This window comes from Zafaria sp. Z1313 (assembly GCF_050563205.1).
In the GTDB taxonomy this organism is placed as follows: domain Bacteria; phylum Actinomycetota; class Actinomycetes; order Actinomycetales; family Micrococcaceae; genus JAZDCJ01.
Map to the genome: position 1 here is coordinate 127,662 of NZ_JBNWUK010000006.1, position 25,123 is coordinate 152,784.

The window sequence follows — 25,123 nt, forward strand, 5'->3', positions numbered from 1 at the left end:
GTGCCGCCATGAGCGAGAACCCAGCACCATCCGGCCGCAGCCGGAAAGCCCTCGTCGCCGTCCTCGCGGTGGCCCTCGTGGCCGCCCTGGTGTGGGTGGTGGTCCTGCTGATGCAGCAGGCTTCCGGTCCCGGGGCCGGCGCCCCCGGCACCTCGTCGCCCGCCGCGAGCCCGACGGACACGCAGGCGCCGGGAACCACCTCGCCGCCGCCCACGACCATGCCGGCCCCCACGAGCGCGCCGACGACCCCGGGGCTCCCCGCGGAGGAGGCCGCCCAGGTGGTGTGGCCCGATCCGGCCGGTACCCTGCGCTACGACACCCCCGAGGACGCGGCCGCGGGCTTCGCGGAGGACTTCGCCGGCTTCACGGACCCGCTCTACGGCGAGTTCCAGCAAGGCGACTCGCGCTCGGGCGAGCTGGAGGTCACGGCCGTTACCGACGGCGCCGTCACCACCGTGCTGCTGCGCGAGCTCTCCGACGGGAACTGGTACGCGATCGGCGCCACGAGCAGCGAGATCCAGGTCGAGGTCCCGGAAGCGGGTGCGCAGATCAACGCCCCGGTGGCCGTGTCCGGGCAGTCCCGCGCCTTCGAGGCCGTCGTCGAGGTCGCCGTCCGCGCCCACGGATCCTCCGAACCTCTCGGGACCGGGATCGTGATGGGCGGCGCGGGCCCCGAGCTCGGGCCGTTCAGCGGGAGCATCGACTGGAACAACCCGGAGTCGGGGGCCGGTGCCCTGCTGTTCTTCCAGAGCAGCGCGAAGGACGGCACGGTATGGGTCGCGGCGGCCGTCCCGGTGGGCTTCGCCCCGCAGCCGTAGGCCGCCGTGTCGGCGCCGACGTGTTCCAACGCTGATCTCATCGACCAGGCCTCGAAACGGATGTGCTGGATTCATCACGCCTGACGTGGTCGCGGCAATGCTCGACGGGAACCGATGCGGGAACGCATCATCCTGGCGTAGCCTCGGCAGAAGAAGAGTTGTGGCGCATTCTCCAGCTGGGCGCTGACGGGCGGGCTATCGGCCGTGGTCGGGCTGCAGCCGGCGTACGACCATAGCCAGTTCGGATCCTCGCGATGGACCGTCGTGGCCGCGTGTTCCGAGGCCGGCACGGTGGAGGCGAGTTCCACGATCGAGATCGCCGTGGTCCCTCGTGAAGCGCTGGGCAGTGAGGAGGTCGAGGCCGCCCGCCACGGAAAGTACAGGGAAGCGGTAACGTGCGACTTCTCGACCGAGGAGTCGTGACCGGCGTCCGTCCCAGTGGGCTTCGCCCCGCAGCCGTAGGCGCCGTCCGTGACATCAAACGGTTGCCGCGGACAACCATCGTTACGGCTTCGTGATGTGCAGAAGGCCCCGGGCGTGCCCAGACTGGACACAGACCAGCTGAAGGACAAACCCGGCCTCGAGCCGGTACGACCCGAGGGGAAGCCATGTCCCGCACCACCGTCAGCCCGCCCGCCGCCCGCCCCGGCCCCCGCCGCGCCCTGACCGGCGCCGCGCTCGCCGGGCTGCTCGCGCTCACCGCGTGCGGGTCCCAGGGCCCGGGAACCGGGGACGACGACGGAAGCGGCGCCCCGGCGTCGTCCGCGTCCTCCTCGGCGCCCCCGAGCGCGAGCGGCTCCGCCTCGCCGGGTCCGGGCGCCCCGACGGAGTCCACGCCGGCCCCCGAGCCCTCCGCCGACGCCGGCGGGATCTCCATGGAGGGCTGGAAGACCTGGTCCAAGTGGGACCTGAGCTTCAAGTACCCCGCCCAGTGGAGCGTCGAATGGCACCCCTACGACGTCGAGAACGAGTACTCCAGCTACGACGTGTTCGACGCCCGCGGCAAGCTGATCGCCACGTTCGCCGGGGTCTCCGCGACCGATACCGACGGCGACATGGGCACCTACGAGTACACCGACCTCGAGCGCACGCCCCTGCCCGGCTTCGCGGACGGCGACCCGGTGCTGATGTTCGAGCACATGGACATCACGCAACCGGACGACCTCCCCGAGGGTGCCGACGTCGAGGACTCCCAGCGCGCCCGGCTCATGCTCACCGACGAGTACACGGTCGACCAGCGCGGTGACCGGCCGACGCTCTCCGGATTCCGCTTCAGCACCGAGCGCAACCCGGACTTCGTGAGCGCCGAGGGGTTCCTGGACTTCAACGGGATCGACCCGACGGCCGTCACCGTCGACCAGGCCCGGGAGTTCATGAAGACCGAGCGCTACCGGGCGCTGCGCCAGATGATGCTCTCGCTCGAATACACCGGATAGCCCGCGCGAATCGCGCGCCGCCCGGCCCGTCGGATAGGCTCCGCTGTGGAGAGGCGAGGTGGTTCGATTGGCCCAGAAGACCGAGGAAGTGGTGCTGCTCGGGGCGTACCAAGAGCCCATCGGGACGGCCCCCAAGGCCACCGTGCACACGGAGGCCACGCCCCTGCATCTGGCGTTCTCGTGCCACGTGTTCGACGCCGACGGGCGCGTCCTGGTGACCCGCCGGGCCCTCGATAAGAAGACCTGGCCGGGCGTCTGGACGAACTCCGTCTGCGGCCACCCCGGCCCGGGCGAGCCCGTCGAGGACGCCGTGCACCGGCGCGCCGGGTTCGAGCTGGGCCTCGAGATCGAGGACCTCGCCGTGGCCCTGCCCGAGTTCAGCTACCGGGCCGTGGACGCCTCCGGGATCGTCGAGAACGAGTTCTGCCCCGTCTACACCGCCCGCGCGGCCGGCGTCCCCGATCCGCGGCCGAGCGAGGTCTCCGAGTTCCGCTGGGTGCGGCCGGGGGACCTGGCGGCCGCGGCCGCAGCGGCGCCGTGGGCGTTCAGCCCGTGGATGGTGTGGCAGCTCGAGGAGTTCTCCCGCCGCGGGCTCGGGCTCTACGCGGGCTGAGGCCGGCGCCGGGCGCGTGGCGCCCGAGGTGGCGTCAGCGCCGGCCCTGGTTCCAGTCGGCCAGGGAGATGCGGTCGACGCCGAACACCTCGCCGAGCGCGGACCACTGGTTCCCGCCGAGGCGGGCCAGGGGATCGAGCTTCGCGGCGTCAGGCCGGCCCTTCTCGTTGAGCGCCTCCTCGGCGACGGCGATGTGCCGCACGAGCCCGAGCACCAGGAACGAGTTGCCGACCTCCACCACTCGTTCGAGCCCGCACTCGATCGCGGCCGGCGAATCGGCGACGCGTGGAGGGGCCACGGTGAGGCTGGCCTCGGGCCGGACCACGGCCTCCGCGAACTCGCTCGTGCCGTGCGGGAAGGACGTGCCCGTGGCGTTGACCTGGGTCAGCAGCTTCCGCGGCGCCAGGTTCACCACGAACTCGCCCGTGGCCTCGACATTGCGCAGGGTGTCCTTGCGGGCGGTGGCGGTGAACTGCACGATCCCCGGATCGGTGGAGGCGACCGTGAAGAAGGAGTGCGGGGCCAGGTTCGGTACGCCGTCGCCGTCGATCGTGGAGACCCAGGCGATCGGGCGGGGCAGGACGAGCGCGGTCAGCAGGCGGTAGACGGCCACGGGATCGAGATCGGCGGCGGAGTAGTCGATGCGCATGCCTCCATCGAAGCACACTGGGCGGGCGGATCGGCCAGGAGATCCAACGACGTCGGGCCGCACCCCGGCGGGTGCGGCCCGACGAACGGCAGCCTAGTTCGCGACCGTGAAGCGGCGGTGGCGGTTCTTCGGCTCCTCGAGCTCGTCGAGGACGGCGACGGCGAAGTCCTGGGTGGAGATGCGCTCGCCGACCGGCGAATCCACGCCGGGCTTGTACTGGCCCGTGCGCTCGCCGGGGGCGATGACGGGCGCGGGGGCGAGCATGGTCCAGTCCAGGCCGGACGCCGAGTTGTAGTTCTCGAGCACGGCGACCATGGCGCGCGCCTCGGACTCGTACTCCGCGGGGAAGCCGGGCTGGTCCACCAGGAGGCCGCCGTCCACGACGGTCCCGCCGGCGCCGCCGACGACGAACACGCGGGCCGGGACCAGGGTCTCGCTGATGGCCTCGTGGGCGTCGACGAAGTCCTGCGGGTCGCCGCCCTCGCGGGACGGCGGGACGGAGAACACCACGGCGTCGTGCTGGGCGGCGAGCGTCCGGTAGGCGGCGAGGTCGCCGAGTTCCGCGGCGGCAGACGCGGCGCCTTCGACGGCCCGGCCCTTCCGTGACACGGCGGTGACCTCGTGGCCGCGGGCGAGCGCCTCGGCGACGATCTGGCTGCCGACCATTCCGGTGGCTCCGTAGACTGCGATCCTCATCTGCATCCCTTCGTCCGTGGGGCGTGCGCCCCTGTTGCGCGGGCCTCTCCCCGCGGTGGCGGGCTCCGTGGCCCGACGACTGCAATGGTATCTATTTGATACCGGGCACTTCAACGTCATATGGTTACCCCATGGATACCCCGGCGGCGTTCAACGTGATGATCCCCGACTGCCCCTCCCGCGTGGTCCTGCAGCGGATCGGCGACAAGTGGACGCCGCTTGTGCTGCATGCCCTGGCGGACGGCCCGCTGCGCTTCACCGTGGTGCGGCAACGCGTCGGAGGGGTCACTCCCAAGGTACTGACGCAGACGCTGCGCGCCCTCGAGCGTGACGGATTGGTACGCCGCGAGGTCCACGCGGAGGTCCCGCCGCGGGTCGAATACGAGCTGACCGGCCTCGGGCGGACCCTGCGTGGCCCGCTCGAGGCCGTGCGCGAGTGGGCCGAAGCCAACGCGGGGTCCATCCTCGACGCGCGGGACGCCTACGATTCCCTCCACGGGGTCGGCGCATGAGCGCCGCGTGGCTTGATGCGGCCACGACCGTCCTGTTGCGGGACGGCGCCGCCGGTCCCGAGGTGCTGCTGTTGGAGCGGCTGCGCCACCGGGGATCCTTCGCCGGCGCCTGGGTGTTCCCCGGCGGGCACGTGGACCCGGAGGATGACGACGGCGGGGCCGGGCCGGGCGCGTCGGCGGAGGAGGCGCTGGGGCGGGCGGTGCGACGGGCCGGCGCCCGCGAGGCGTGGGAGGAGACCGGTTTGCGGCCAGATCCCGAGGAGCTCGTGCCGTTGTCCGTGTGGATGCCGCCCGCCTCGGCGCCGAAGCAGGTGCGGACCTGGTACTTCGTGGGCACCGCCCCGGAGGGCGACGTGGTGGTCCACGACGCCGAGCACCATGGATACCGCTGGCTGACGCCGGCGCGGGCCCTCGAGGAGCATGCGGCGGGGCGGATGCAGCTCGTCCCGCCGACCTTCGTCACCCTGACCCGTCTCGCCGGGCACCCCGACGCCGCCGCGGCGCTCGAGGCGGCGCGGGCCTCCGGCGTCGAACGCTATTCCAGCCGCCTGCTCGAGGCCGGCGGACGACGGCTTGTGCTCTGGGATGGCGACGAGGACTACGACCGCGCGGACCACGCCGCATCAGGCCGGACCGCATCCGGCCCGATCGATTCCGGCCTGACCGGAGTGGACGAGGCCGGGGAGGGGCGGCCCGCGGCGGCCGGTCCCGCCGGAGCGCGCCACCGCCTGGACGTCACCGGGCTGCCGTGGCGCTACGAGCGGACCGTGTGAGGCGCCCCGGCCGCCGGCCCGCCCTGGCCGCGGCCGCGGTGCTGACGGTCGCGCTCGGCCTGGGCGTCCGGGGCCTCGGCGAGGGGGCGTGGACCGGGCCCGCGGGCGACGCCTTGTATGCGGTCCTGGTCTACGTCCTGGTCGCGTTCGTGCTTCCGCGCCGGCCCCGGGCGTTCGTGGCGCTCCTGGCCGTCGGCGTGTGCGCGGGCATCGAGCTGTTCCAGCTCACGGGCCTCCCGGCGGAGCTCGGCCGCGCGTGGCCGCCGGCCCGGCTCGTCCTCGGCACGACGTTCGGCCTGGCGGACCTGGCCGCGTACGCCGTGGGCGTCGCCGCGGCGTGGACGGCCGACTCGGCCGCGGCCCGCCCCGCACCCTAGACCGGGACCCGCCTCACAGCCTCGACCACGACGCACTCCGCAGCCTTGACCGCGGCCCGCCCCACCGAGACTCGACCACGACTGACTCCGCACCCTCGCGCCCAGTTCACGTCATCTCGGCGAGACAACCAACCGGAAGCGACAGCACGGGGTAGACCCCATGGTCTCGCCCAGTAGACGTGAACTGGGCACGGGGGGGGAATTGGGGACGGGGTGTCAGGCGTTGGAGACGGCCTTCGCCAGGACCGGGGCGAGGCGCTGGACACCCTCGCGGATCTTGTCCGCCGCGACCGCACTGAAGGCCAGCCGCAGCTTGTTGCTCGGCGCGTCGCCCGGCGAGAACGCGGCCCCCGGAATGAAGACCACTCCCGCCTCGATCGCCTCATGCAGCAGGGGGTACGTGTCGACGCCCTCCGGGAGGGTGACCCAGATGAAGAAGCCGCCCTCCGGCGTCGTCCACTCGACGCCCGCCGGCATGAACTCCTCGAGCGCCGCGAGCATCGCCGCGCAGCGCTCCGCGTAGAGGGCGCGGTACGCGTCGATCTGCCCGCGCCAGTCGTGGCCGTCGAGGTAGGCGCTGACGATCATCTGGTTCAGCGTCGGCGGGCACAGTGTCACGGCCTCGCTCGCGAGGTAGAAACGGCGGTGCAGGTGGCGCGGCACGAGTGCCCAGCCGATCCGCAGGCCCGGGGCCAGGATCTTGGAGAACGAGCCCATGTAGAGCACGTCTTCCGGGTTGTCGGCGCGCAGCGGGCGGTGCGGGGCGCCCTCGAACTTCAGCAGGCCGTAGGGGTTGTCCTCCATGACCAGGATGTTGGCCTCGCGGCAGATGTCCACGATCCGCTGCCGGCGCTCGGCGGACAGCGTAATGCCGGAGGGGTTGTTGAAGCTGGGGATCGTATAGAGCAGCTTGATCGAGGCGCCCTCGGCCCGGAGCTCGGCGATGCGCCGCTCGAGCTCCTCGGGGACCAGTCCGTCCTCGTCCACGGCGACCGGCTCCGCACGGACCTGCTGCGCCTCGAAGGCGTTGAGCGCGCCGACGTAGGTGGGGTCCTCGACGAGGACCACGTCGCCCGGGTTGCAGAAGACCTTGACCGCGACGTCCTGCGCGGACTGCGAGCCCGTGGTCACCACGATGTCCTCGGCGGACGCGTCGGTGATGCCCTCCTCCGCCATGACCTCGCAGATCTGGCGGCGCAGCTCGTCGGTGCCCTGCCCGCTGCCGTACTGCAGCGCCGTCAGCCCCTGCTCGGTGACGAGCCGGTAGGCCATCCCGCCGATCTTCTCGAGCGGCAGCGATTGCAGGAACGGGTTGCCGCCGGCCAGGGAGACCAGGCCGGGGCGCAGCGAGATCTCGAAGACGTCCCGGACCGCGGACTGCTTGATGTTGGCGGCGCGCTCCGAATACAGCGATTCGTGGCGGTGTGCGGCGCCCGCGCGGGCGAGGGCCAGATCGGCCTCGGTCGCGAGCTGCTCGCCGGACGTGGTGGAGGGGGTCAGGGGTGTGGTCACGGACACATTCTAACCACGGAGGTTGCCGAATAGGCAACGGTTGTAGCCTCAGGCCAGTAGTGCGACGCACCCTCAGCCGCTCGCGTCGAGCAGCCGCCCGATCGGCGTCCCGTCCACGAGCACCACGGCCTCGCCGACCCCGGCCGCGAACCGTGCCGTCTCCTCGAGCTGCTCCCGCAGGCGCGGGGCATCGCACGTGCCGGCCGAGACGAGCCGGCCCGTGAGCATCACCGTCACGCTATCGCCGTCGACCGTCGCCGAGACGAAGCGCAGCTCGGAGCGAGCCAGGGCATTGACGAGGCCGGCGTCCCGTGGCGGGGTCCCGGCGTCGAGCAGGCGTTCCAGGGACGCCTCGAGCTGGTCCGTGAAGCGCACGGGCTCCGTCGCCGCCGCCACAAGCGAGTCACCGCACCCGATCCGGCGCCCCGCGATCCCGCGGTCGTCGAGGGCCACGTAGTACACGGTCAGCGCGGCCGTCGCCGGGCTCGGGGCGGAGGCCCGGGGTACGACGGCGTCCGCCTCCGTTCCGGCCGCGGGTTCCGTGGCGTCAGGCCCGGCATCGGGCCCGGTTCCGGAGGAGGAGCCCGGCTCGGCGGTGGGGCTCGGCGGAGCGGTGGACGACGGCGGCTGCGTTCCCGGGGCGGCGCATCCGGCCAGCAGCAGCGCGGCGGCGATCAGGGCGGCGCCCGCCCGCGACGTCGCCGTTCGCGCAGAGGGCCTTCGCACGGTCGGCGGTCGCCCGGTGACTGCTCGCGCGGTAGCTGCTCGCCCGGTAGCGCTCCACGCGCTCGTGGCGCGGGCCGATGCCAGGTGCCTCATCCGCGTCCTCCCGCCCCCGGCCGGTCCCGTGCTGGCGGGCCGGCGTCGCTTCCTGGGGCCAGAGTAGGACCGCATCCGCGGCGGCCACAGCACGGCCGGGTGGCGGATCGGGCAACGATCCGGCACCGGACCGGACGGGCGGACGGGGCTCAGGTCACGGCGAGGGCTCGGTGTCCGGGGCGGCCACCGGGGTGCCCGTCTCCGCGGCGCTGGCCTCATGCTCCGCCTGGGCGGCCGTCCGGGCCGCTTCCCGCGCCGCGAGCCAGGCCTGCACGTCCTCCGGCCTGATCCGCCGGTGCGTGCCGCGGTACTGCACGGGGATGGTTCCGGCGTCGGTGAGCTGGCGCATGTACGTGTTGGAAACGCCCGCGAGCTGCGCCGCCTGCGAGGTGTTCAGCCAGCGCTCGGCCGTGCTCACCGAGACCGATTCGTGGCCCGCAAGCCGCTCCAACACGTCCACGACGGCGGCGACGGCACCGTCCGGCAGGCGCACCGCGGTCCCGTCGACGAACACGGTCACGTCACCGGACTCCTCGAGGGCGCGGGCCAGCCGGTCCGCATCGGACGCGGGCAGGGCGGGGTGCCGGGTGGTCTTGGTCAGCGCGGAGGTCTCGGCGGGCATGGCACCATCATGCCCCGGCCGCGGCGCCCGTGCCGGCCGCCGCATACTCGAGGCGGTGCTGGAGCACCTTGCGCAGCCAGTGGTAGGAGGCCTTGGGCGTCCGCGCGAACGTGTCCCGGTCCACGTGGACCAGCCCGAACTTCTGCCGGTAGCCCGCCGCCCACTCCCAGTTGTCCATGAGCGTCCAGATGAAGTAACCGCGCAGTTCCAGGCCCTCCGCGGGACCGCCCGGACCCACGGCGTCGAGCGCCGCAAGCAGGTGCTCGTAGAGGTACGCGGCGCGGTTGGCGTCCTGCACCTGGCCGTCCAGCGGCACCTCCTCGAAGCTCGCCCCGCCCTCGGTGATGTAGACGGGCGGCAACTGCGGGTAGCGCTCGCGCATCCGGCCCAGCATCACTCCCAGGTGGCCGGGGACGACGGGCCACCCGTAGGCCGTCTTGGCCGCGTGGGGCCACTCGACGACGTGCAGCGGGGTCGGCGCCGAACCGTCCACGGAGCCGCCCGTCGGCAGGACCATCGACGCCGGGAGCGGGCCGTCCCTGCCGGGCCCCGCGGCCACGAGCGTGGGCATGTAGTAGTTCAGGCCGTAGAAGTCGAGCGGCGCGGAGACCACGGCCAGGTCGCCGTCCTCGATCTTCAGGCCCGCGACCCCGGCCACCGCGTGGACCGCCGTCGGATAGTCGCCGAGCAGCACCGGATCGGCGAAGATCCGGTTGTACGTCGTGTCCACCAGGTCCGCCGCCGTCCGGTCCAGGATGCTCCCCGGGTCCCTCGGCTCGACGGGGGAGTGGACGTTGGAGAGGCCGATCCCGCCGGCCACGCCCACGGCCCGCAGCGCCCGGGCGGCGAGCCCGTGGCCCAGCAGGAGGTGGTGCACGGAGCGCAGGGCCGCGACCCCGTGGTTCCCCGCCGGGGCGTGGACGTCCGCGGCATAGCCGTTGCCCGCCACGGTCGCCGGTTCGTTGACGGTGCACCACCAGCGCACCCGGTCCCCGAGGACGCGGCCCACCTGCTCCGCGTAGTCCGCGAAGCGGTAGGCGGTGTCCCGCTCCATCCATCCGCCGGCCTCCTGCAGGTACTGCGGGGTGTCCCAGTGGAAGAGCGTCGCCATCGCCTCGATCCCGGCCGCGCCGAGCTCGTCCAGTAGCCGGTCGTAGAAGTCCAGTCCCTTGCGGTTCACGGTCCCGCCGGGCTCCGGGACGATCCGCGGCCAGGCCACGGAGAAGCGGTAGGCGTCGAGCCCCAGGCCGCGCATGAGCCCCACGTCCTGCGGCATCATCCGGTAGTGCTCCGCCGCCCGCCGCGCGTCCGAGCCGTCCACGGTCCGGCCGCCGTCCGCGAGCCACGCGTCCCACACCGATTCCGTGCGCCCGTCCTCCCGCGTCGCGCCCTCCACCTGGTAGGCGGCCGTCGCCGCCCCCAGGACGAAGTCCGGGGGAAGTCGCCGCGCGAGCGTGCGGGCCGAGATGCTCAACTCGACGTGTGCGGGACCCAGCTGTTCGGGCGCGACCGGGGCCCCGGCGTCGTACGGAAGGGCGGACATAGGGACATTGTCCACCCCCGCCGCCCCGTGCGTAAGATTCCCGGCCGGTTTCCCTTGCGGGCCCCGCGGGCCGTACCGTGGGAGCACGGTCTAAAGAAAGTACTGACCAGCTGCGAACGCGCCGCGCGCCGACACCCCCCGGCCGGCCACCGCAGAGCAGGCAGGATCACACGCGTCCAAAGGCGGCCGCGGATCCCGCGGAACCCGCGCCATGCCCGCCGACCGATCAGGCACTTTCACAGGAGCAGCCCCATGCCCACCGCCACCACGCCCCAGACCGCCCCCATCACCGACGCCGAGATCTTCGAGGCGCACGAGGGCGGCAAGCTCAGCGTCGAAACCACCCGCCCGCTCGATTCCAAGCGGGCCCTCTCCATCGCCTACACGCCCGGCGTCGCTCAGGTCTCCCGCGCCATCGCCGCCGATCCGGCCCTGCACGCCACGCACACGTGGGCCTCGCGCCTCGTCGCCGTCGTCTCCGACGGCACCGCCGTCCTGGGCCTCGGGGACATCGGCGCGGCCGCGTCGCTGCCCGTCATGGAGGGCAAGTCCGCGCTGTTCCGCGAGTTCGGCGGGCTCAACTCCATTCCGCTCGTGCTCAACACCACCAACGTCGACGAGATCATCGAGACCCTGGTCCGGCTCCGCCCCAGCTTCGGCGCCGTGAACCTCGAGGACATCTCCGCGCCGCGCTGCTTCGAGCTCGAGGAGCGGCTCATCGAGGCCCTCGACTGCCCCGTGATGCACGACGACCAGCACGGCACCGCCGTCGTCGTCCTCGCGGCGCTCACCAACGCCGCCAAGGTCACCGGCCGGGAGATCTCCCAGCTGCGCGTCGTGATCTCGGGCGCGGGCGCGGCCGGGATCGCGATCGCCGAGATCCTGGTCAACGCCGGGGCCGGCGACGTGCTGCTGCTGGACTCCAAGGGGATCATCCACCGCGAGCGCGACGACCTCAACGCCATCAAGGCCCGCTACGCCGTCAAGACCAACAAGGAGAACCTGATCGGCGGGATCCGCCAGGCCCTCGACGGGGCGGACGTGCTCGTCGGCGTGTCTTCGTCGAAGGTCGCGGAGGAGGACCTCGCGCGGATGGCGCCGGAGGCGATCGTGTTCGCGCTGTCCAACCCGGACCCCGAGGTCATGCCGGACGTCGCCGCGAAGTACGCCGCCGTCGTGGCCACGGGCCGCTCCGACTTCCCGAACCAGATCAACAACGTCCTCGCCTTCCCGGGGATCTTCCGCGGGGCGCTCGACGCCGGCGCCCGACGCATCACCCCGGCCATGAAGCTCGCCGCCGCTCAGGCGATCGCCGCGCTCGCCGCCGAGGACCTCGCCCCGGACCACATCGTGCCCTCGCCCCTGGACCCGCGGGTCGCCGACGCCGTGGCCGCCGCGGTCGCCGAGGCCTCGCGGGAGCAGTAGCGCCCGACCCCGCCGGGCAGGACCGGGGAACGACGCCGGGGCCGCACCTTCGCTTCAGAAGGTGCGGGCACGGCGTGCCCACTTCACGTCGTCTCGGCGAGACAGCCGGCCGGCATCGAGAGCACGGGGTCTACCCCGCGCTCTGGCCGGCAGGCCATGAGCTCGCCGACAAGACGTGAACTGGGCGGGGGTCGGATGCCGTCATCGTGTCCGGGTCGGGGAGCGGGCGTGGACGGCCTGCCCACTTCACGTCGTCTCGGCGAGACAGTCGTCCGGCGTCGAGAGCGAGGGGTCTACCCCGCGTTCTGGCCGGCAGGCCATGAGCCCGCCGAGACGACGTGAACTGGGCCGGGTATGTCTCGACGGGCCCGCGACGTTCCGGCGTGATCGCGGGACGGCCGAGCAGCGGACGCAAGGGAACGACGCCGGGGCCGCACCTTCTGAAGCGAAGGTGCGGCCCCGGCGTCGTACTGCTGGGCAAGCGGCGTCAGCGGCTCACGAGCTCCGCGCGCTCCCGCGCCACCTTGGCCTCGTGCGCGGCCCGGATCCGGGCATGCTCCGGATTGCGGCGCAGCAGCAGATAGCCGGCCCCCAATGCCACAAACCACAGCGGCGTGAAGAGCAGCGCCTGCAGCGTGTCGGTCTGGGTCGTCAGCGCCCAGAGGATGAACACGAAGAAGCCCATGACGACGTACGGCATGAACGACCCGCCCGGCATCTTGAACTTGCTGGCCGCGTGCAGCTGCGGGCGGCGGCGGCGGTAGACGATGTAGCTGACCAGGATGATGGTCCACACGAACATAAAGCACAACGCGGAGACCGTCGTGACCATCGTGAACGCCTCGGAGACGCTGCCCTCCGCGTACAGCAGGACGACGCCCGCCAGCAGGAACATGCAGGAGAACAACAGCGCGTTTCGGGGCACGCCGCGGCGCGAGAGGATGCCGAAGCGCTTCGGCGCGTCGCCCTCCAGCGCCAGGCCGTAGATCATCCGCGACGTCGAGTAGATGCCCGAATTGGCGCTCGAGGTCGCCGACGTCAGGACCACGAAGTTCACGACGCCGGCCGCGCCGACCAGGCCCGCAAGGGCGAACATGCCCACGAAGGGGGACTCGTCCGCGGTGAAGCCCGTCCACGGCCGGACCGCCATGAGGATCACGAGCGCGCCCACGTAGAAGAGCAGGATGCGGATCGGGATCGAGTTCACCGCGCGCGGCAGGTTCTTCTCCGGGTCCTTGGTCTCCGCGGCCGTCGTGCCGACCAGCTCGATGCCGACGAACGCGAAGACGGCGATCTGGAAGCCCGCGACGAAGCCCATGAAGCCGTGCGGGAACATGCCGTCGTGGGCCCACAGGTTGGAGAAGGAGGCGCGCGCGCCGTCGTGCTCGAAGCCCGTGATGATCATCGCCAGGCCCACGACGATCAGCGCGAGGATCGCGACGATCTTGATCAGCGCGAACCAGAACTCGGTCTCGCCGAACGCCCGCACCGTGGGGAGGTTGAGCGCCACGAGCAGCAGGATGCACGCCAGGGCCGGAATCCACAACGGCAGGTCCGGCCACCAGAACGCCACGTAGTGCGCGATCGCGACGACGTCCGCGATGCCCGTGACCACCCAGCAGAACCAGTAGGTCCAGCCGGTGAAGAAGGCTGCCCAGGGGCCCAGGATGTCTCCGGCGAAGTCGCCGAAGTTCTTGTACTCCGTGTTGCTCAGGAGCAGCTCGCCCATGGCGCGCATGACGAAGAACAGCATGAAGCCGATGATCATGTACACGAAGATCACGGACGGACCTGCGACGGAGATCGTCTTGCCGGAGCCCATGAACAGCCCCGTGCCGATCGCCCCGCCGATCGCGATGAGCTGGATGTGGCGGTTGGAGAGCGCGCGCTGCAGGTGCGGGGCCTCGTCCTGGGGTCCTCCGCCGGCCGGACGCGCGTCCGTGGTGTCGGTATGGGTCATGGAACTTCCTTGGAACTCGGGTGGAACTCGGTCGGGGGCGCGCGCATCCGGACGTGATCCGGACAACACAGCAAACCGTTCGAGGGTACGCCCCGCAGCCAGGGGGACCGTGTGGCGGATCCCGGGGTCCGGCGTCGTCATGCGGTAAACGACGGGCCCCGCGCGGTGAGCAGCGCCCAAGGTGGGCCATGCCACAGGGCCGGGCATCGCCGTCGTCCGGCGGGGAAGGCGCGTCAAGCAGTGGAACGCCGCGCGCGCAGGTGAGTAGGCTGGACGCATGTCCCTCCGCAACCGCCGCGCGGCCTCCCTCCCCGCCAAGCTCTCCCGTTCCTGGCTGCTGGTGAACGCCGCCAAGCCCGAGACCTACGCCCCGGCGCTGGCCTCCGAGGCGGACTCCGTGATCTTCGACATGGAGGCGGCCGTCCCCGACGACCAGAAGGACGCAGCGCGGGCGAGCGTCGTCGAGGCGCTGAACAGCGGGATGACGGCCTGGGTGCGCGTGAACGGCATCGACACCGACTTCTGGGCCGAGGACCTCTCCGCCCTGTCCAAGACCAAGGGCCTGCGCGGCGTCATGCTGGCCATGACCGAGAAACCGGAACAGGTCACCTACACGGCCATGCGTCTGCAGGCCGGCACGCCCGTGCTCGCGCTCATCGAATCCGCGATCGGGATCGAGAACGCCACCGCCATCGCGTCCGCACCCGGTACGTTCCGCCTCGCGTTCGGTACCAACGACTTCCGCAAGGACACGGGCGTCTCCGACGACCCGCTGGCGCTCGCGTATGCCCGGGGCAAGCTCGTGGTGGCCTCGCGCGTCGGCCAGCTGCCCGGCGCCATCGACGGCCCGGCGCTCGGCACCGCGGCGCGCGACGAGGTCCACGAGGCCTGCCGGGTCACGGCGTCGATGGGCATGACGGGCAAGCTCGCCCTGAACGTGGACCAGGTCGACGACGTCAACAAGGGCCTCTCCCCGAGCGAGGACGAGCTGTCCTGGGCGCACGAGCTGCTCGTGGCCCATGCCGAGGGTGCGTCCGTCGGCGACGGCTCCTACCTGCCCCGCCTGGCCCGAGCGCAGAAGATCGCCGACCTGGCCGACTCCTACGGGCTCTGGAACGCCTGACCCGCGACCGCCGACTCACGGCCCGCCGGACCTGCCGCGCGGCCCCGCGCATTCTCACCCACTTCACGTCATCTGGGCGGCACCACGTTGATCGGGCCCCCGCGATTTGCCCAGTTGACGTCATCTGGGCGAGACCGCGGTTTGCTGGCGACCGCATGGCGTAGACCCCGTGAAGTCGCCGACGCTTCGTGAACTGGGCGGACGAGGGCGGGCCGCCTGACCGCACAACGACAGCTAGCTGGCAGCAAGGCCCGCCGTGCGGCCGGCCGCACGGATCGCCGGCTGCAGATGGGCGACGAGGCGGTCCTTGAGCCTGGGGTCGTCCAGATCCTTCCACCACAGGTTCAGCGGCTTGAGTCCGGCCTCCATGAGGGCGGCCTCCCGCTTCCTTTCGGCGAGCACCTTGGACTCGACGCTCCCGTCGAGCGCATACTTGCCGTCGCCGTGGACCTCGACGACCAGGCCGAACTCGGGCCACGCGAAGTCGGGCCGGTAGACGCTGCCGTTGATCAGGTACTCGCGCTGAAGCACCGGAGCAGGAAGCCCGAACTCATGCATCAGGAGGCGGAGCCTCGACTCGGCGGGCGACTCGGAGCGCCGGTCCGCGAAGTCGACGGCGAACGCGGCCCGACGGACGCCGCGCGCCTTGGGCGACTTCTCGAGGAGGTCACGCAGCTGTTGTCGGGAAACGCCCCGGCGCAGGACCGAGTCGAGCAGGACGACGGCGGCAGACATCGGCAGCACGCGGGCACAATCGGCCGCCGTCTGGAGGAGATCCGTGGTCCGCAACCCGTTGACGGTGGCCAGCCGCCGATCCGGATAGCGCAGGCTGTGGTTCACCGTGACGGGAGTTCCCTGGTCTCGTCCGCGCCGTCTGGGCCGTGCCACGTGGATCGCGGAGTCGACACGGTAGAGGTCAAGCTGCCAGATACGCGCTGCCGACGTGAAGCAGTAGATGGGCGGCGCCGCGGCGGTCAGCGCGTGCGCGTGGATGGATACCACGGACCGGTCCCAGGGCCGAAGGGGCGCGTAGGCGTCGGCCGATACGTAGACCCCGCGCCGGATGCGGATCAGTTGGCCCGATTCGCGGGCGAGCCGCACGTCGTGGGCCAGGAGGCCGCGGGAGGCAAGCTCGGTCGACGTCGTGAGCTCGTCGACCGCCTTCGCCAGCCGCTTCGGATAGTACGTCGTGGATTCTAGGAGAGTGTGCATGCGACGATGCTGCCCCGCAGTCCACCCGTCCTCCGGCCCGCATGCGCTGGTTGTGGATAACGACATCGTCTGGCCGGCAGTGGCGGGCGAGTCGACTTCACGTCGTCTCGGCGAGGGCGTGGGGTGTGCGGCGTGGTCTGGCCACCCCAAGGTTGTCTCGCCCAGTAGACGTGAACTGGGCCGGGGTGGGTTTGGACGGGCGTCGGGGGGTAGGTGCGTGGAGAGGCGGGCGGGCGTGGAGAGGCGGGTGGGCGTGGAGAGGCGGGCGGGCGTGGAGAGGTGGGGCCGGCGGGCGGGTCAGGGCTCGACCAGGATGCCGTCCTCGTCGCTCCACAGCCGGGCTCCCGGCCGGAAGACGACGCCGCCGAACTCGACCTCGACGTCCACCTCGCCGACCGAGTCCTTCGCCGACTTGCGCGGGTTGGAGCCGAGGGCCTTCACGCCCAGCTGGAGACCGGCCACGGCCACGCGGTCCCGGATCGCCCCGTGGATGACGACGCCGGCCCATCCGTTGGCCACCGCGGCCTCGGCGATCATGTCCCCCATGAGCGCCGACTCGAGCGAGCCGCCGCCGTCGACCACGAGGACGGCGCCGTCGCCGAGGGAGTTGAGGATGGACTTCACCAGCCCGTTGTCCCGGTGGCAGCGGACCGTCCGCACAGGCCCCGTGAAGCGGGGCAGGCCGCCCAGGTTCAGCAGCGGGAGGGAGACGGATTGCAGCGATTCGTCGGCGTCGAAGAGGTCGCACGTCGTGAAGTCCATGGGCCCAGCGTAGGCGAACCGACCGCGCCCTGGCAGGCCCGTTGCGCCGTGCGGGCGGGCGGTGGAGACTGGCGGCAACGAGCAGCGGCCAGCGGTGGAAGGAGGACGCGTGGGCCTCTACGCCAAGCACGTCCTGCCGCGGCTCCTCCACGCCAGCTGCGGCAACCACGAGCTGGACGCCCTGCGCGCCGAGGCCTGCGCGCCCCTGGCGGGCCGGGTCGTGGAGATCGGTTTCGGCTCCGGATCCAACGTGCCGTTCTACCCGGACGCCGTGGAGGCGGTCGACGCGGTCGAGCCCTCCTCAACCGCCTGGAAGCTGGCCGGGCCGCGCCTCGCGGCCTCGCCCGTCCCGGTCCGGCGCAGCGGGACCGACGGCCAGGCCCTGCCCCATCCGGACGCGTGCTTCGACGCCGCGCTGAGCACGTGGACGCTGTGCACCATCGAGGACCCAGCGCTCGCGCTCGCCGAGCTCCGCCGCGTCCTGGTGCCGGGCGGGAGGCTGCTCTTCCTCGAGCACGGGCTGGCCCCGGACCCCGAGGTGCGTCGGCTCCAGCACCGGATCGAGCCGTGGCAGAAGCGACTCGCCGGCGGGTGCCATCTGACGCGCCGGCCCGTGGAGCTCCTGGAAGACGCCGGCTTCGAGATCACCGTGGTGGAGTGCTTCTACCAGCCCCGGGTGCCGCGGTTCGAGGGGGCGGTCTGCCGCGGGACCGCGGTCAGTCCCTGAAGCCCCGGCCCTGTGCGGCCAGGGCCTCGCGGAGGATCGCCACGGCCTTGGGTCCGACCCCGTGGAGGGCCAGGAGCCCGCGTTCGCTTCGGGCGGCGACGTCGTCGAGCGTCGTGATGCCCTCCGCCCTCAACGCGGCGGTCGCGGGCCGCCCGATCGCCGGCAACGCGTCGCCGCCCCGTGGATCGCCCCCGGCCTCCGAGCCGCCGCCGAACCGCTCGGCTTCGAGGCGTTTCGGCGCCTTGGCCAGCCACGCCTGAAGGAGCAGCCCGTTCAGATCCTTCCCGCCGATTCCGTCGAGGGGCACGCGGATGCCGATCGGCGTCCCGTTCCGCACGAGCTGCTCGGCCACCGGGTGGGCGGCCAGCGCGGCGCCGGCGTCGGCGTCGGACAGGTGGAGCTGGACGTGGGCATCCCGGGTGAGCACGGCGAAGTTCCGCCCGCGCACGGCGAACGATGGCAGGCCGAAGTGCGTTCCCTCCTCGACCTCGGGCAGGGACAGGGCGCTCTTGCGGGCGTGGGACCGGGTCGTCATGTCACTCCGCGACGATGCGGTTCCGCTGCGTGCCGAGGCCCTCGATCTCGGTCTCCAGCACGTCGCCGTCGACGAGCCACGGGTGCCGTCCGGCCTCGTTCCGCCGGCCCAGCGCGACGCCGGCCGGCGTGCCGGTGAGGATCAGGTCGCCGGGGCGGAGGGTCACCATCGTGGAGAGGTAGGAGACCAGCTGCGCCGGCCCGAACACCTGGTCCGCGACGGAGTCCTCCTGCACCACCTCGCCGTTCACGCGCGTCGTGATCCTCGCGGCGGGATCGAACTCGTCGGGCGTCACCAGGAACGGGCCGACGGGTGTGGAGGCCTCCCAGCACTTGCCCTGCGTCCACTCGCTCGTCCGGCCCTGCCAGCCGCGCATCGAGACGTCGTTGGAGACCGCGAAGCCGGCGATGTGCGCGGGGGCGTCGGCCTCGGAGATCCGCCGCCCGGCGCGCCCGACGACGATCGCGAGCTCGCCCTCCCAGTCGATCCGGTGGTCCTCCGCCGGGATCCGCACGTCGTCGTGCGCGCCCGCGAGCGAGTCGGCGAACTTCGTGAAGACGGTCGGGAAGCGCGGCTCCTCGCTGCCCGTCTCGGCGATGTGGTTGCGGTAGTTCAGCCCGATGCAGAAGACCTTCGACGGCGCGGTGACCAGCGTCGCGAACGCCGCGTCCCCCAGCGGCACCCGCTCGGCCGCCGCCTCGAGCGCGGCCCGGCGTCCGGCGTCGTCCGCGGCCAGGAAGGCGCCCACGTCCGCGAAGCCCGGCAGGAGCGCGGCGGTGTCCCCGAGGACGACGGCGGCGCTCGTCCCGCGCGTGATGCCCGCCTCGGCGGGCGGCTCGGGGGAGGGCTGGCCGGCGGGCAGGCGGAGCGTCGCGAGTCTCATGGCCCCATCCCATCACACGGCCGGATTCAATATGAACAGTACGGCTGCAGGGCCGTCATGTGCCGCGGGCCACCCGGTGTCCTTGCTAGGTTGACTCATCGAGTCAAGAACGTGCTGGCCGCGCCGAACCCGGCCGGCCGCGGAGAAGGAGGCAGGCATGACGAGCGTCAAGGAAGGCGAGCCGTCGCTGAAGAAGGTGCTGGGGCGCCTCGACGTCCTCGCGCTCGGCTTCGGGGCGATGATCGGATTCGGCTGGGTGGTGCTGACCGGAGACTGGCTGTCCAACGCCGGCACGATGGGCGCCGTGCTGGCCATGGTCACGGGCGGCGTCATCATGGCCGTCGTGGGGCTCACCTACGCCGAGCTCTGCGCCGCGATGCCCAAGGCCGGCGGCGAGCACAACTACATCATGCGCGCGATGGGCCCGCGGCCGTCGTTCATCGGCTCGTGGGCGATCATCGGCGGCTACGTCACGATCGTGGCGTTCGAGGCCGTGGCGCTGCCGCGGACCGTTGAGTACATCGTGCCCGGGCTCAGCCAGGTCCCCCTGTGGACCGTGGCCGGCGACCACGTGCACCTGACCTGGGCGCTCGTCGGCGCCGTCGCCGCCGTCGTGATCACGTGGATCAACATCCGCGGCGTGAAGGAGGCCGGGATCGCGCAGAACTTCGTGGTGCTGTTCCTCCTGGCCATCGGCGCCGTCATGGTGGTCGGCGCGTTCACGGGCGGCGAGCCGGCCAACATGGAGCCGTGGTTCACGGGCGGGACCGCCGGGTTCTTCGCCGTGCTCGTCGTCGTCCCGTTCCTGTTCATCGGCTTCGACGTCATCCCGCAGTCCGCCGAGGAGGTCAACATCCCGGCCCGGCAGATCGGCCGGCTCGTGGTGCTCTCCGTGGTGCTCGCGACGGTCTGGTACGTCATGGTCATCCTGACCACGTCCTCCGCGATGCCGGCCGGCGAGCTGGCGGGGGCGGACATCGCCACCGCCGACGCCTTCGGCGTGCTGTTCGGCTCGGACATCATGGCCAAGGTCCTCATCGCCGGCGGCATCGCGGGCATCCTGACCTCCTGGAACTCGCTGCTGCTCGGCGCCTCGCGGCTGATGTTCTCGCTGGCCCGCTCCGGCATGCTCCCGGCCTGGTTCGGCCGCCTGCACCCCAAGTACTCCACGCCGCACAACGCCCTGATGTTCATCGGCGCGCTGAGCTTCATCGCGCCGTTCTTCGGGGCGGAGATGCTCGGCTGGCTCGTGGACTCCGGGGCGCCGAGCATCGTGCTGGCCTACACCCTCGTGGCCGTGTCCTTCCTGATCCTGCGCCGGCGCGAACCGGGCATGGACCGGCCGCTGCGCATCGGCGGCCGTGGCCAGGGCGGCATCGCGATCGGCATCGCCGCCGTGATCCTCGGCGCCGCGCTGTTCAGCCTCTACATGCCGGGCATGCCCGCGCAGCTCGGCCTGCAGCCGTGGATCCTGTTCGGCCTGTGGTGGGTCGTCGGACTCGTCTTCTACCTGCGCGTTCCCGGTGGGGTCGCGGCCGGGGAGGACGCGGAGGAGCGTTTGCTCGCGAAGCTGCGCGGCAAGTAGCCCGTGCCCGGTCCGGACTGCGGCGTCCGGTTCCGCGCAGTCCCGTCCTGCGGGGGCTCGTTTCGCGGCGCTCCGGCCCGTGGCGCCCCGGCCCGCCACGCCGCGACGGCGGCGAGCAGCAGGCCCGCGCACAGGACGGCGCCGTGGGCGATCCGCAGGCCGGCCGGGGCGAAGAACTGCGGCAGGTAGAGGGCCAGGGCGCTCCCGGCGAGGACCCCGCCCCAGCGCGCGAGGGGGCCGGAGCTCAGGAGCGCGCGGGCGAACTGGACGCCGACGACGGCGAGGCACGCCAGGCCCAGCCCGAACGTGGTCATCGCGAACGGCGCGTAGCGGAATGCGTCGGCGATGGACAGGACCGCCGGGTCGCCGGTCTCGACGGCGTAGCGCCCGAGCTCGTTCAGGCCGTACGCCTCCGCCCCGTAGTAGGGCAGCAGGAGGACGACGGCGGTCCACGCCCACGCCTCCATCGCCCGCCCCGGGCTCGGGGGTCCTTCGGAGACGTGGTGGGCGGCCCTGCCCGGGCCGGCCGTGCCCGAGCCCGCGGAACTCGTCCGGTCCGCGCCGGCAGCTCGGCTTTCGGCGGCGGCGCGGAGCCCGAAGGCCAACAGCGTGAAGCCGGCCATGCCCAGCGCGTGGGACGCGAGCCAGGCCGTCGAGGCGAAGTCCGCGGCGCCCTCGGGTCCGGCCTCGGGGCCGTAGGGGCGCAACGCCGGATAGAGGATGAAGGCCAGGCCGGACGCGGCGTAGAACGCCGCGGTCGTGCGGTCCGGAGTGAGATGGCGGCGCATGGACTGCCCTTTCTGTGAGCGCTGCTCTCTATTGATGGTTCGAGTGTCCACCCGGCGTCGGCGAATTGCAAGAGCGGTGCTCACTTAAGTGACCGGTGATCCCGAATATGGCAAGCTGTCTCCATGCCCCAGGGACCCACGCCGCGGCAGCGCGCCCGCGCCGACAACATCGCCCGGATCAAGGAGCTCGCCCTCGGGCAGCTCGCCGAGTCCGGGGCCGCCGATCTCTCGCTCCGGGCGATCGCCCGCGAGCTGAACCTGGTCTCCAGCGCCATCTACCGCTACTTCCCGAGCCGCGACGAGCTCATCACCGCCCTCATTGTCGACGCCTACAACGACCTCGCCGCGTCCCTCGAGGCGGCCGGCTCCATGCGCGCCCCGCATCGCGTTCGGTGGTCGGCCGTCACCGGCGCCTTCCGTTCCTGGGCCCGGGAGCAGCCGCATCGATTCGCGCTGGTCTACGGCTCGGCGATCCCCGGCTACCGGGCCCCCGGCAACACGATCGAACCCGCGGCCCGCGTGGTCCGCGCCTTCTGCGCCCCGGCGGTCCGGGGTCCGGGCGCCCGGTTGCCGGGAGGGGCGGCGGATGGGCTGGCCGGGCAGCTCGACGTCTTCGCCGACGCCGTCGGCGTGGAGCGCGACCCCGATGCCGTGCTCGATCTCGCAGCGGCGTTCGCGAGGATGGTCGGCGCCGTCCAGCTCGAGCTCAACGGCCATTTCGTCGGCACCTTCGACCCGGCCGACGCGCTCTTCTCCCGGCTCGCCGAGCGCGAGGCGGATGCGCTGGGACTCTAGCCCCGGCGTCGTCCTCCGCCGCCCCGCCCGTCCCCCGGCGCCCCGGGACTAGAGCCGGTCCACCGGCACGATCTCGACGTCCCGCAGCGCGCCCGCGTCGGCGACCGCCCGGAGGTAGGTGCAGGCAGGCTGGCGGCGGCGGTCGGTCGGGGAGCCGGGATTGAGCAGGCGCAGGCCCGTCTCCGCGACCGTGTCCCACGGGATGTGGCTGTGCCCGAACACCAGGACATCGGCGTCCGGGAACCGCTGCGCGCAGCGCGCCTCCCGCCCGCGCGCCGGCCCCGTCTCGTGGGTCATCGCGAAGCGGACGCCGTCGAGCTCGAAGCGCGCCGTCTCCGGCAGCCGCGCGCGCAGGCCGGGCCCGTCGTTGTTCCCCCACACGCCGATCAGGCGCCGCGAGCGCGCCTCGAAGGCGTCGAGCGTGGCCTCGTCGACCCAGTCACCGGCATGCAGGACCACGTCGGCGTCCTCGATCCGCTCCCAGAGCTCCGGGTGCAGTCCGCGGGCGCGCAGGGGCAGGTGGGTGTCGGCGACGATCAGCAAGCGGGTGGCCATGCCCCCATCGTGGCACGGGGCGCCGGGCGTCCGGGGCCCGCCTAGCATGGTGGGCATGGAGCGGACGACGGCGGAGCGCGCGGCCTGGTGGATCAGCGAGCTGTATGCGCCCGCCGTCGTCGCGACCGCGTACCTGCTGAGCCGGCCCCTCGTCGTGCCGGGCATCGGCTGGCCGCACGCCCTCGTCGCGGTCCTGTTCACCACGGTGCTGCCCTTCCTCGGGGTGCTGTGGTTCGCCCGCGGCGGCGTCGTCTCGAGCCGGCACATCCCCAAGCGGCGGCAGCGCTACTGGCCGTTCCTGACCTCCGGCTTCTCGATCCTCGGCGGGGTGTGGACGCTGCGCCTCATGGACGCGCCGGACGCGTTGTTCCTCGATCTCGGCGGGATCTTCACGGGGCTCGTGCTGTGCCTCGTCGCGAACGCGTTCTACAAGGTCTCCGTGCACACGGCCGTCGCGGTCTACGTGGCGCTGCAGTTCCTGGGGCCCGTGCCGGCCGTGGGGGTCGCCGGGCTCGCGGCGGCGGCCGCGGTGGGCTGGTCGCGCCTCGTCCTGCGGGCGCACACCCCCGGCCAGGTGGCGGCCGGGGCGGCGATCGGCGTCGCGACGCACCTGCTCCGCACGCTCGTCTACGGCTGAGGCCCGCCGCCCCGGCCCCGCATCACGATCCCGATTTCCGTTGTATGAGCGGCCCATCACCGCCCGGGAGTGGATAACGTGGGGGGATGGCGGGTGACGGATCGCGATTGGTGTTCGGCTGCATGGGACTCGGCGGCGGGTGGGACGACGCGCCGCCGGACGCCGGCGACCTGGCCACCGCCCACGCCGCGGTCGACGCGGCCCTCGAAGCGGGCATCACCCTCTTCGACCACGCCGACATCTACACGCGCGGCAAGGCGGAAGAGGTCTTCGGCCGGGTCCTCGCGGAGCGGCCCGGCCTGCGGGACGATATCGAGCTGCAGTCCAAGTGCGGGATCGTGCTCGCGGGCCCCGACGGGTCGGGCGGCCGCTACGACTCCTCGCCCGCCGTCCTCACGGCCCGCGTCGAGGACATCCTGCGCCGGCTCGGGATCGAACGGCTCGACGCGCTGCTGATCCACCGCCCGGACCCGCTGACCCCGATGGAGGACGTCGCGGCCGCGTTCGCCGGGCTGCGGGACGCCGGCAAGGTCGGCCGGCTCGGCGTCTCGAACATGTCGGCGGCCCAGATGCGCGCGCTCCAGGACGCGCTCGGCGAGGCGCCGGCGGTCAACCAGCTCGAGATGGGCCTGCACCGGCGCGATTGGCTCGAGTCCCAGGTCCTCGTCAACCACCCCGAGGGCGGGGCGCTCTCCTTCCCCGAGGGCACGATCGAGTACTGCCGCGCGGAGGGCGTGGAGCTGCAGGCGTGGGGCGCGCTGGCCCAGGGGCGCTACTCGGGCAGGAGTACGACGCCGGAGCCCGGCCCGGGTGCCGCGCCCCGCCCCGGGAGCGGGGCGGCGTCGCCCGAGGAGGAGGCGTCCGGCGTCGTCCGGGAACTCGCCGACGGCCTCGGCTGCGCGCCCGAGGCCGTGGTGCTGGGATGGCTCATGCGCCACCCGGCCCGGATCCGCCCGGTCATCGGCACCACGAACCCGGCGCGGATCGCCGCGTGCGCCGGCGCGGAGCGGGCCGCCGCGGCCATGGGGGCCGTGGACTGGTACCGCTTGTGGACCGCGGCCCGGGGGCGCCCGCTGCCGTAGGGTCCCGCCGTCGTCCGGCCCGCCGCGGCCGCTCGGGCCGGCCTCAGTCGGCGTTGACCGCGAGCTCGACGCTGACGGGGGTCGGCCGGGCGAAGAGGTCCAGCACCGGGCAGCGCGCGTCGACGACCTGGTGCAGCTCCTCGTAGCGCTCGGGGGTTTCCGGCCCGTTGAGGTGAACGGTCAGGCGCACCGCCGTGAAGCCGGGGCGCGTGTCCGGATCGGCGCCGAAGATCCCGCGGACGTCGAGGTCGCCCTCCGCCGTGATCTCGAGCGAGTCGATCGCGACGCCGAGCTGGTGCGCGTAGAGCCGGTAGACCACGACCTGGCAGGACACGAGCGCGCCGAGGGCGTACTCGACGGGGCTCGCGTCCGAATCGTCGCCGGCCAGCGCGGCGGGCTCGTCGACGACGAACTCGTGGCGGCCCGCCGTGACGCGCGTGGCGACGGAGCGCTCCGAGACGCCGTGGGCGCGGTAGACGGCCTTCGCGTTGGCCGTGTCCTCGCCGATGCGGCCCGCCCAGAAGGACGCGGCGTCGTCGAGGCGGCGGGCGCGCTCGGCGTCGAGGTCGGTGGTCCTCGGGGTGGCGGATCCGGTGGGAGACTGCTGGCCGGTGCCCGCAGCCTGTTCTGTGGTGGAGGTCATGTTGGGTCCTGCCCTTCGCGTCGTGGCGCATGCGGGCGCGT

The 25,123-nt window shown here is 72.6% G+C and carries 28 protein-coding genes; 14 read left to right on the forward strand and 14 right to left on the reverse strand.

Going from position 1 to position 25,123, the window contains the following annotated elements:
• Window positions 1-8 precede the first annotated feature (8 nt).
• The 4 genes from ACQ3I4_RS08285 to idi all read left to right on the forward strand — a co-directional run bounded on the left by ACQ3I4_RS08285 (window position 9) and on the right by idi (window position 2,867).
• Entirely contained in the window at window positions 9-818 is an 810-nt protein-coding gene (locus ACQ3I4_RS08285; protein ID WP_430633310.1) for a Gmad2 immunoglobulin-like domain-containing protein, read from the forward strand.
• Between the two features lie 264 nt (window positions 819-1,082).
• A complete protein-coding gene (locus ACQ3I4_RS08290; RefSeq protein ID WP_430633311.1) occupies window positions 1,083-1,241 on the forward strand; it encodes a hypothetical protein in 159 nt (52 codons plus the stop codon).
• A gap of 185 nt (window positions 1,242-1,426) precedes the next feature.
• Complete coding sequence (locus tag ACQ3I4_RS08295; protein WP_329861192.1) at window positions 1,427-2,254, forward strand: hypothetical protein; 828 nt, start codon at window positions 1,427-1,429, stop codon at window positions 2,252-2,254.
• Window positions 2,255-2,321: 67 nt separating this feature from the next.
• Window positions 2,322-2,867 carry an isopentenyl-diphosphate Delta-isomerase gene (idi, locus tag ACQ3I4_RS08300; protein ID WP_329861191.1) on the forward strand — a complete coding sequence of 182 codons (546 nt, stop codon included), beginning with the start codon at window positions 2,322-2,324 and terminating at the stop codon, window positions 2,865-2,867.
• A 34-nt stretch (window positions 2,868-2,901) separates the two neighbouring features.
• On the opposite strand, the gene ACQ3I4_RS08305 is transcribed toward idi, so the two are convergent.
• Complete coding sequence (locus ACQ3I4_RS08305; RefSeq protein WP_329861189.1) at window positions 2,902-3,516, reverse strand: flavin reductase family protein; 615 nt, start codon at window positions 3,514-3,516, stop codon at window positions 2,902-2,904.
• Window positions 3,517-3,609: 93 nt separating this feature from the next.
• A complete protein-coding gene (locus ACQ3I4_RS08310; protein WP_329861186.1) occupies window positions 3,610-4,212 on the reverse strand; it encodes an NAD(P)-dependent oxidoreductase in 603 nt (200 codons plus the stop codon).
• A gap of 131 nt (window positions 4,213-4,343) precedes the next feature.
• Between ACQ3I4_RS08310 and ACQ3I4_RS08315 the strand changes: the two genes are divergently transcribed.
• Genes ACQ3I4_RS08315 through ACQ3I4_RS08325 form a run of 3 tightly spaced genes read left to right on the forward strand, consistent with a single transcriptional unit; the run spans window position 4,344 to window position 5,874 of the window.
• Window positions 4,344-4,724 carry a winged helix-turn-helix transcriptional regulator gene (locus tag ACQ3I4_RS08315; protein WP_329861185.1) on the forward strand — a complete coding sequence of 127 codons (381 nt, stop codon included), beginning with the start codon at window positions 4,344-4,346 and terminating at the stop codon, window positions 4,722-4,724.
• On the forward strand, window positions 4,721-5,497 hold the full coding sequence (locus ACQ3I4_RS08320) for an NUDIX hydrolase (RefSeq protein ID WP_430633312.1): 777 nt from the start codon (window positions 4,721-4,723) through the stop codon (window positions 5,495-5,497). Before ACQ3I4_RS08315 ends, ACQ3I4_RS08320 begins: the two co-directional genes overlap by 4 nt.
• The gene (locus ACQ3I4_RS08325) at window positions 5,494-5,874 is read left to right on the forward strand and encodes a DUF2809 domain-containing protein (RefSeq protein ID WP_430633313.1); all 381 of its coding nucleotides are present in this window, start codon (window positions 5,494-5,496) and stop codon (window positions 5,872-5,874) included. The genes ACQ3I4_RS08320 and ACQ3I4_RS08325 overlap by 4 nt, the downstream gene beginning before the upstream one ends.
• Window positions 5,875-6,090: 216 nt before the next feature.
• On the opposite strand, the gene ACQ3I4_RS08330 is transcribed toward ACQ3I4_RS08325, so the two are convergent.
• The 4 genes from ACQ3I4_RS08330 to ACQ3I4_RS08345 all read right to left on the reverse strand — a co-directional run bounded on the left by ACQ3I4_RS08330 (window position 6,091) and on the right by ACQ3I4_RS08345 (window position 10,370).
• Window positions 6,091-7,386 carry a PLP-dependent aminotransferase family protein gene (locus ACQ3I4_RS08330; protein WP_430633314.1) on the reverse strand — a complete coding sequence of 432 codons (1,296 nt, stop codon included), beginning with the start codon at window positions 7,384-7,386 and terminating at the stop codon, window positions 6,091-6,093.
• A gap of 72 nt (window positions 7,387-7,458) precedes the next feature.
• Window positions 7,459-8,112, reverse strand: coding sequence for a hypothetical protein (locus ACQ3I4_RS08335; protein ID WP_329861180.1), 654 nt, complete (start codon window positions 8,110-8,112; stop codon window positions 7,459-7,461).
• Window positions 8,113-8,359: 247 nt separating this feature from the next.
• A complete protein-coding gene (locus ACQ3I4_RS08340; protein ID WP_329861179.1) occupies window positions 8,360-8,827 on the reverse strand; it encodes a helix-turn-helix domain-containing protein in 468 nt (155 codons plus the stop codon).
• A 7-nt stretch (window positions 8,828-8,834) separates the two neighbouring features.
• Entirely contained in the window at window positions 8,835-10,370 is a 1,536-nt protein-coding gene (locus ACQ3I4_RS08345) for a glycoside hydrolase family 1 protein (RefSeq protein WP_430633315.1), read from the reverse strand.
• A 252-nt stretch (window positions 10,371-10,622) separates the two neighbouring features.
• On the opposite strand from ACQ3I4_RS08345, the gene ACQ3I4_RS08350 reads away from it, so the two are divergent.
• Window positions 10,623-11,795 carry an NAD(P)-dependent malic enzyme gene (locus ACQ3I4_RS08350; protein ID WP_329861177.1) on the forward strand — a complete coding sequence of 391 codons (1,173 nt, stop codon included), beginning with the start codon at window positions 10,623-10,625 and terminating at the stop codon, window positions 11,793-11,795.
• A 487-nt stretch (window positions 11,796-12,282) separates the two neighbouring features.
• Here ACQ3I4_RS08350 and cycA read toward each other — a convergent pair whose 3' ends face one another.
• The gene (gene cycA, locus ACQ3I4_RS08355) at window positions 12,283-13,755 is read right to left on the reverse strand and encodes a D-serine/D-alanine/glycine transporter (protein WP_329861171.1); all 1,473 of its coding nucleotides are present in this window, start codon (window positions 13,753-13,755) and stop codon (window positions 12,283-12,285) included.
• A gap of 277 nt (window positions 13,756-14,032) precedes the next feature.
• Here cycA and ACQ3I4_RS08360 point away from each other — a divergent pair, with 277 nt between their 5' ends.
• A complete protein-coding gene (locus ACQ3I4_RS08360; protein WP_329861169.1) occupies window positions 14,033-14,878 on the forward strand; it encodes an HpcH/HpaI aldolase/citrate lyase family protein in 846 nt (281 codons plus the stop codon).
• A gap of 234 nt (window positions 14,879-15,112) precedes the next feature.
• On the opposite strand, the gene ACQ3I4_RS08365 is transcribed toward ACQ3I4_RS08360, so the two are convergent.
• Window positions 15,113-16,090: a type IV toxin-antitoxin system AbiEi family antitoxin domain-containing protein gene (locus ACQ3I4_RS08365; protein ID WP_329861168.1), complete on the reverse strand. Its 978-nt coding sequence runs from the start codon at window positions 16,088-16,090 to the stop codon at window positions 15,113-15,115.
• Between the two features lie 297 nt (window positions 16,091-16,387).
• The gene (gene rraA, locus ACQ3I4_RS08370) at window positions 16,388-16,852 is read right to left on the reverse strand and encodes a ribonuclease E activity regulator RraA (RefSeq protein ID WP_329861166.1); all 465 of its coding nucleotides are present in this window, start codon (window positions 16,850-16,852) and stop codon (window positions 16,388-16,390) included.
• 109 nt (window positions 16,853-16,961) lie between these two features.
• On the opposite strand from rraA, the gene ACQ3I4_RS08375 reads away from it, so the two are divergent.
• Complete coding sequence (locus ACQ3I4_RS08375) at window positions 16,962-17,579, forward strand: class I SAM-dependent methyltransferase (RefSeq protein ID WP_430633316.1); 618 nt, start codon at window positions 16,962-16,964, stop codon at window positions 17,577-17,579.
• Here ACQ3I4_RS08375 and ACQ3I4_RS08380 read toward each other — a convergent pair.
• Both ACQ3I4_RS08380 and ACQ3I4_RS08385 read right to left on the reverse strand, forming a co-directional pair.
• The gene (locus tag ACQ3I4_RS08380; protein ID WP_430633317.1) at window positions 17,569-18,114 is read right to left on the reverse strand and encodes a hypothetical protein; all 546 of its coding nucleotides are present in this window, start codon (window positions 18,112-18,114) and stop codon (window positions 17,569-17,571) included. The two genes, ACQ3I4_RS08375 and ACQ3I4_RS08380, sit on opposite strands and share 11 nt — an antisense overlap.
• Before the next feature lies 1 nt (window position 18,115).
• Complete coding sequence (locus ACQ3I4_RS08385) at window positions 18,116-18,997, reverse strand: fumarylacetoacetate hydrolase family protein (RefSeq protein WP_430633318.1); 882 nt, start codon at window positions 18,995-18,997, stop codon at window positions 18,116-18,118.
• A gap of 157 nt (window positions 18,998-19,154) precedes the next feature.
• On the opposite strand from ACQ3I4_RS08385, the gene ACQ3I4_RS08390 reads away from it, so the two are divergent.
• The gene (locus ACQ3I4_RS08390) at window positions 19,155-20,582 is read left to right on the forward strand and encodes an APC family permease (RefSeq protein WP_329861160.1); all 1,428 of its coding nucleotides are present in this window, start codon (window positions 19,155-19,157) and stop codon (window positions 20,580-20,582) included.
• Here ACQ3I4_RS08390 and ACQ3I4_RS08395 read toward each other — a convergent pair.
• A complete protein-coding gene (locus ACQ3I4_RS08395) occupies window positions 20,504-21,370 on the reverse strand; it encodes a hypothetical protein (protein ID WP_430633319.1) in 867 nt (288 codons plus the stop codon). The two genes, ACQ3I4_RS08390 and ACQ3I4_RS08395, sit on opposite strands and share 79 nt — an antisense overlap.
• Before the next feature lie 123 nt (window positions 21,371-21,493).
• Here ACQ3I4_RS08395 and ACQ3I4_RS08400 point away from each other — a divergent pair, with 123 nt between their 5' ends.
• The gene (locus ACQ3I4_RS08400) at window positions 21,494-22,165 is read left to right on the forward strand and encodes a TetR/AcrR family transcriptional regulator (RefSeq protein WP_430633320.1); all 672 of its coding nucleotides are present in this window, start codon (window positions 21,494-21,496) and stop codon (window positions 22,163-22,165) included.
• A gap of 48 nt (window positions 22,166-22,213) precedes the next feature.
• Here ACQ3I4_RS08400 and ACQ3I4_RS08405 read toward each other — a convergent pair whose 3' ends face one another.
• The gene (locus ACQ3I4_RS08405) at window positions 22,214-22,720 is read right to left on the reverse strand and encodes a metallophosphoesterase family protein (RefSeq protein ID WP_329861154.1); all 507 of its coding nucleotides are present in this window, start codon (window positions 22,718-22,720) and stop codon (window positions 22,214-22,216) included.
• A 55-nt stretch (window positions 22,721-22,775) separates the two neighbouring features.
• On the opposite strand from ACQ3I4_RS08405, the gene ACQ3I4_RS08410 reads away from it, so the two are divergent.
• Window positions 22,776-23,357, forward strand: coding sequence for a phosphatase PAP2 family protein (locus ACQ3I4_RS08410; protein ID WP_430633321.1), 582 nt, complete (start codon window positions 22,776-22,778; stop codon window positions 23,355-23,357).
• Window positions 23,358-23,443: 86 nt separating this feature from the next.
• Window positions 23,444-24,439, forward strand: a complete 996-nt coding sequence (locus ACQ3I4_RS08415) for an aldo/keto reductase (protein WP_430633322.1) — start codon at window positions 23,444-23,446, stop codon at window positions 24,437-24,439.
• A gap of 43 nt (window positions 24,440-24,482) precedes the next feature.
• On the opposite strand, the gene ACQ3I4_RS08420 is transcribed toward ACQ3I4_RS08415, so the two are convergent.
• Window positions 24,483-25,082: an OsmC family protein gene (locus tag ACQ3I4_RS08420; protein WP_329861150.1), complete on the reverse strand. Its 600-nt coding sequence runs from the start codon at window positions 25,080-25,082 to the stop codon at window positions 24,483-24,485.
• Window positions 25,083-25,123: the final 41 nt, after the last annotated feature.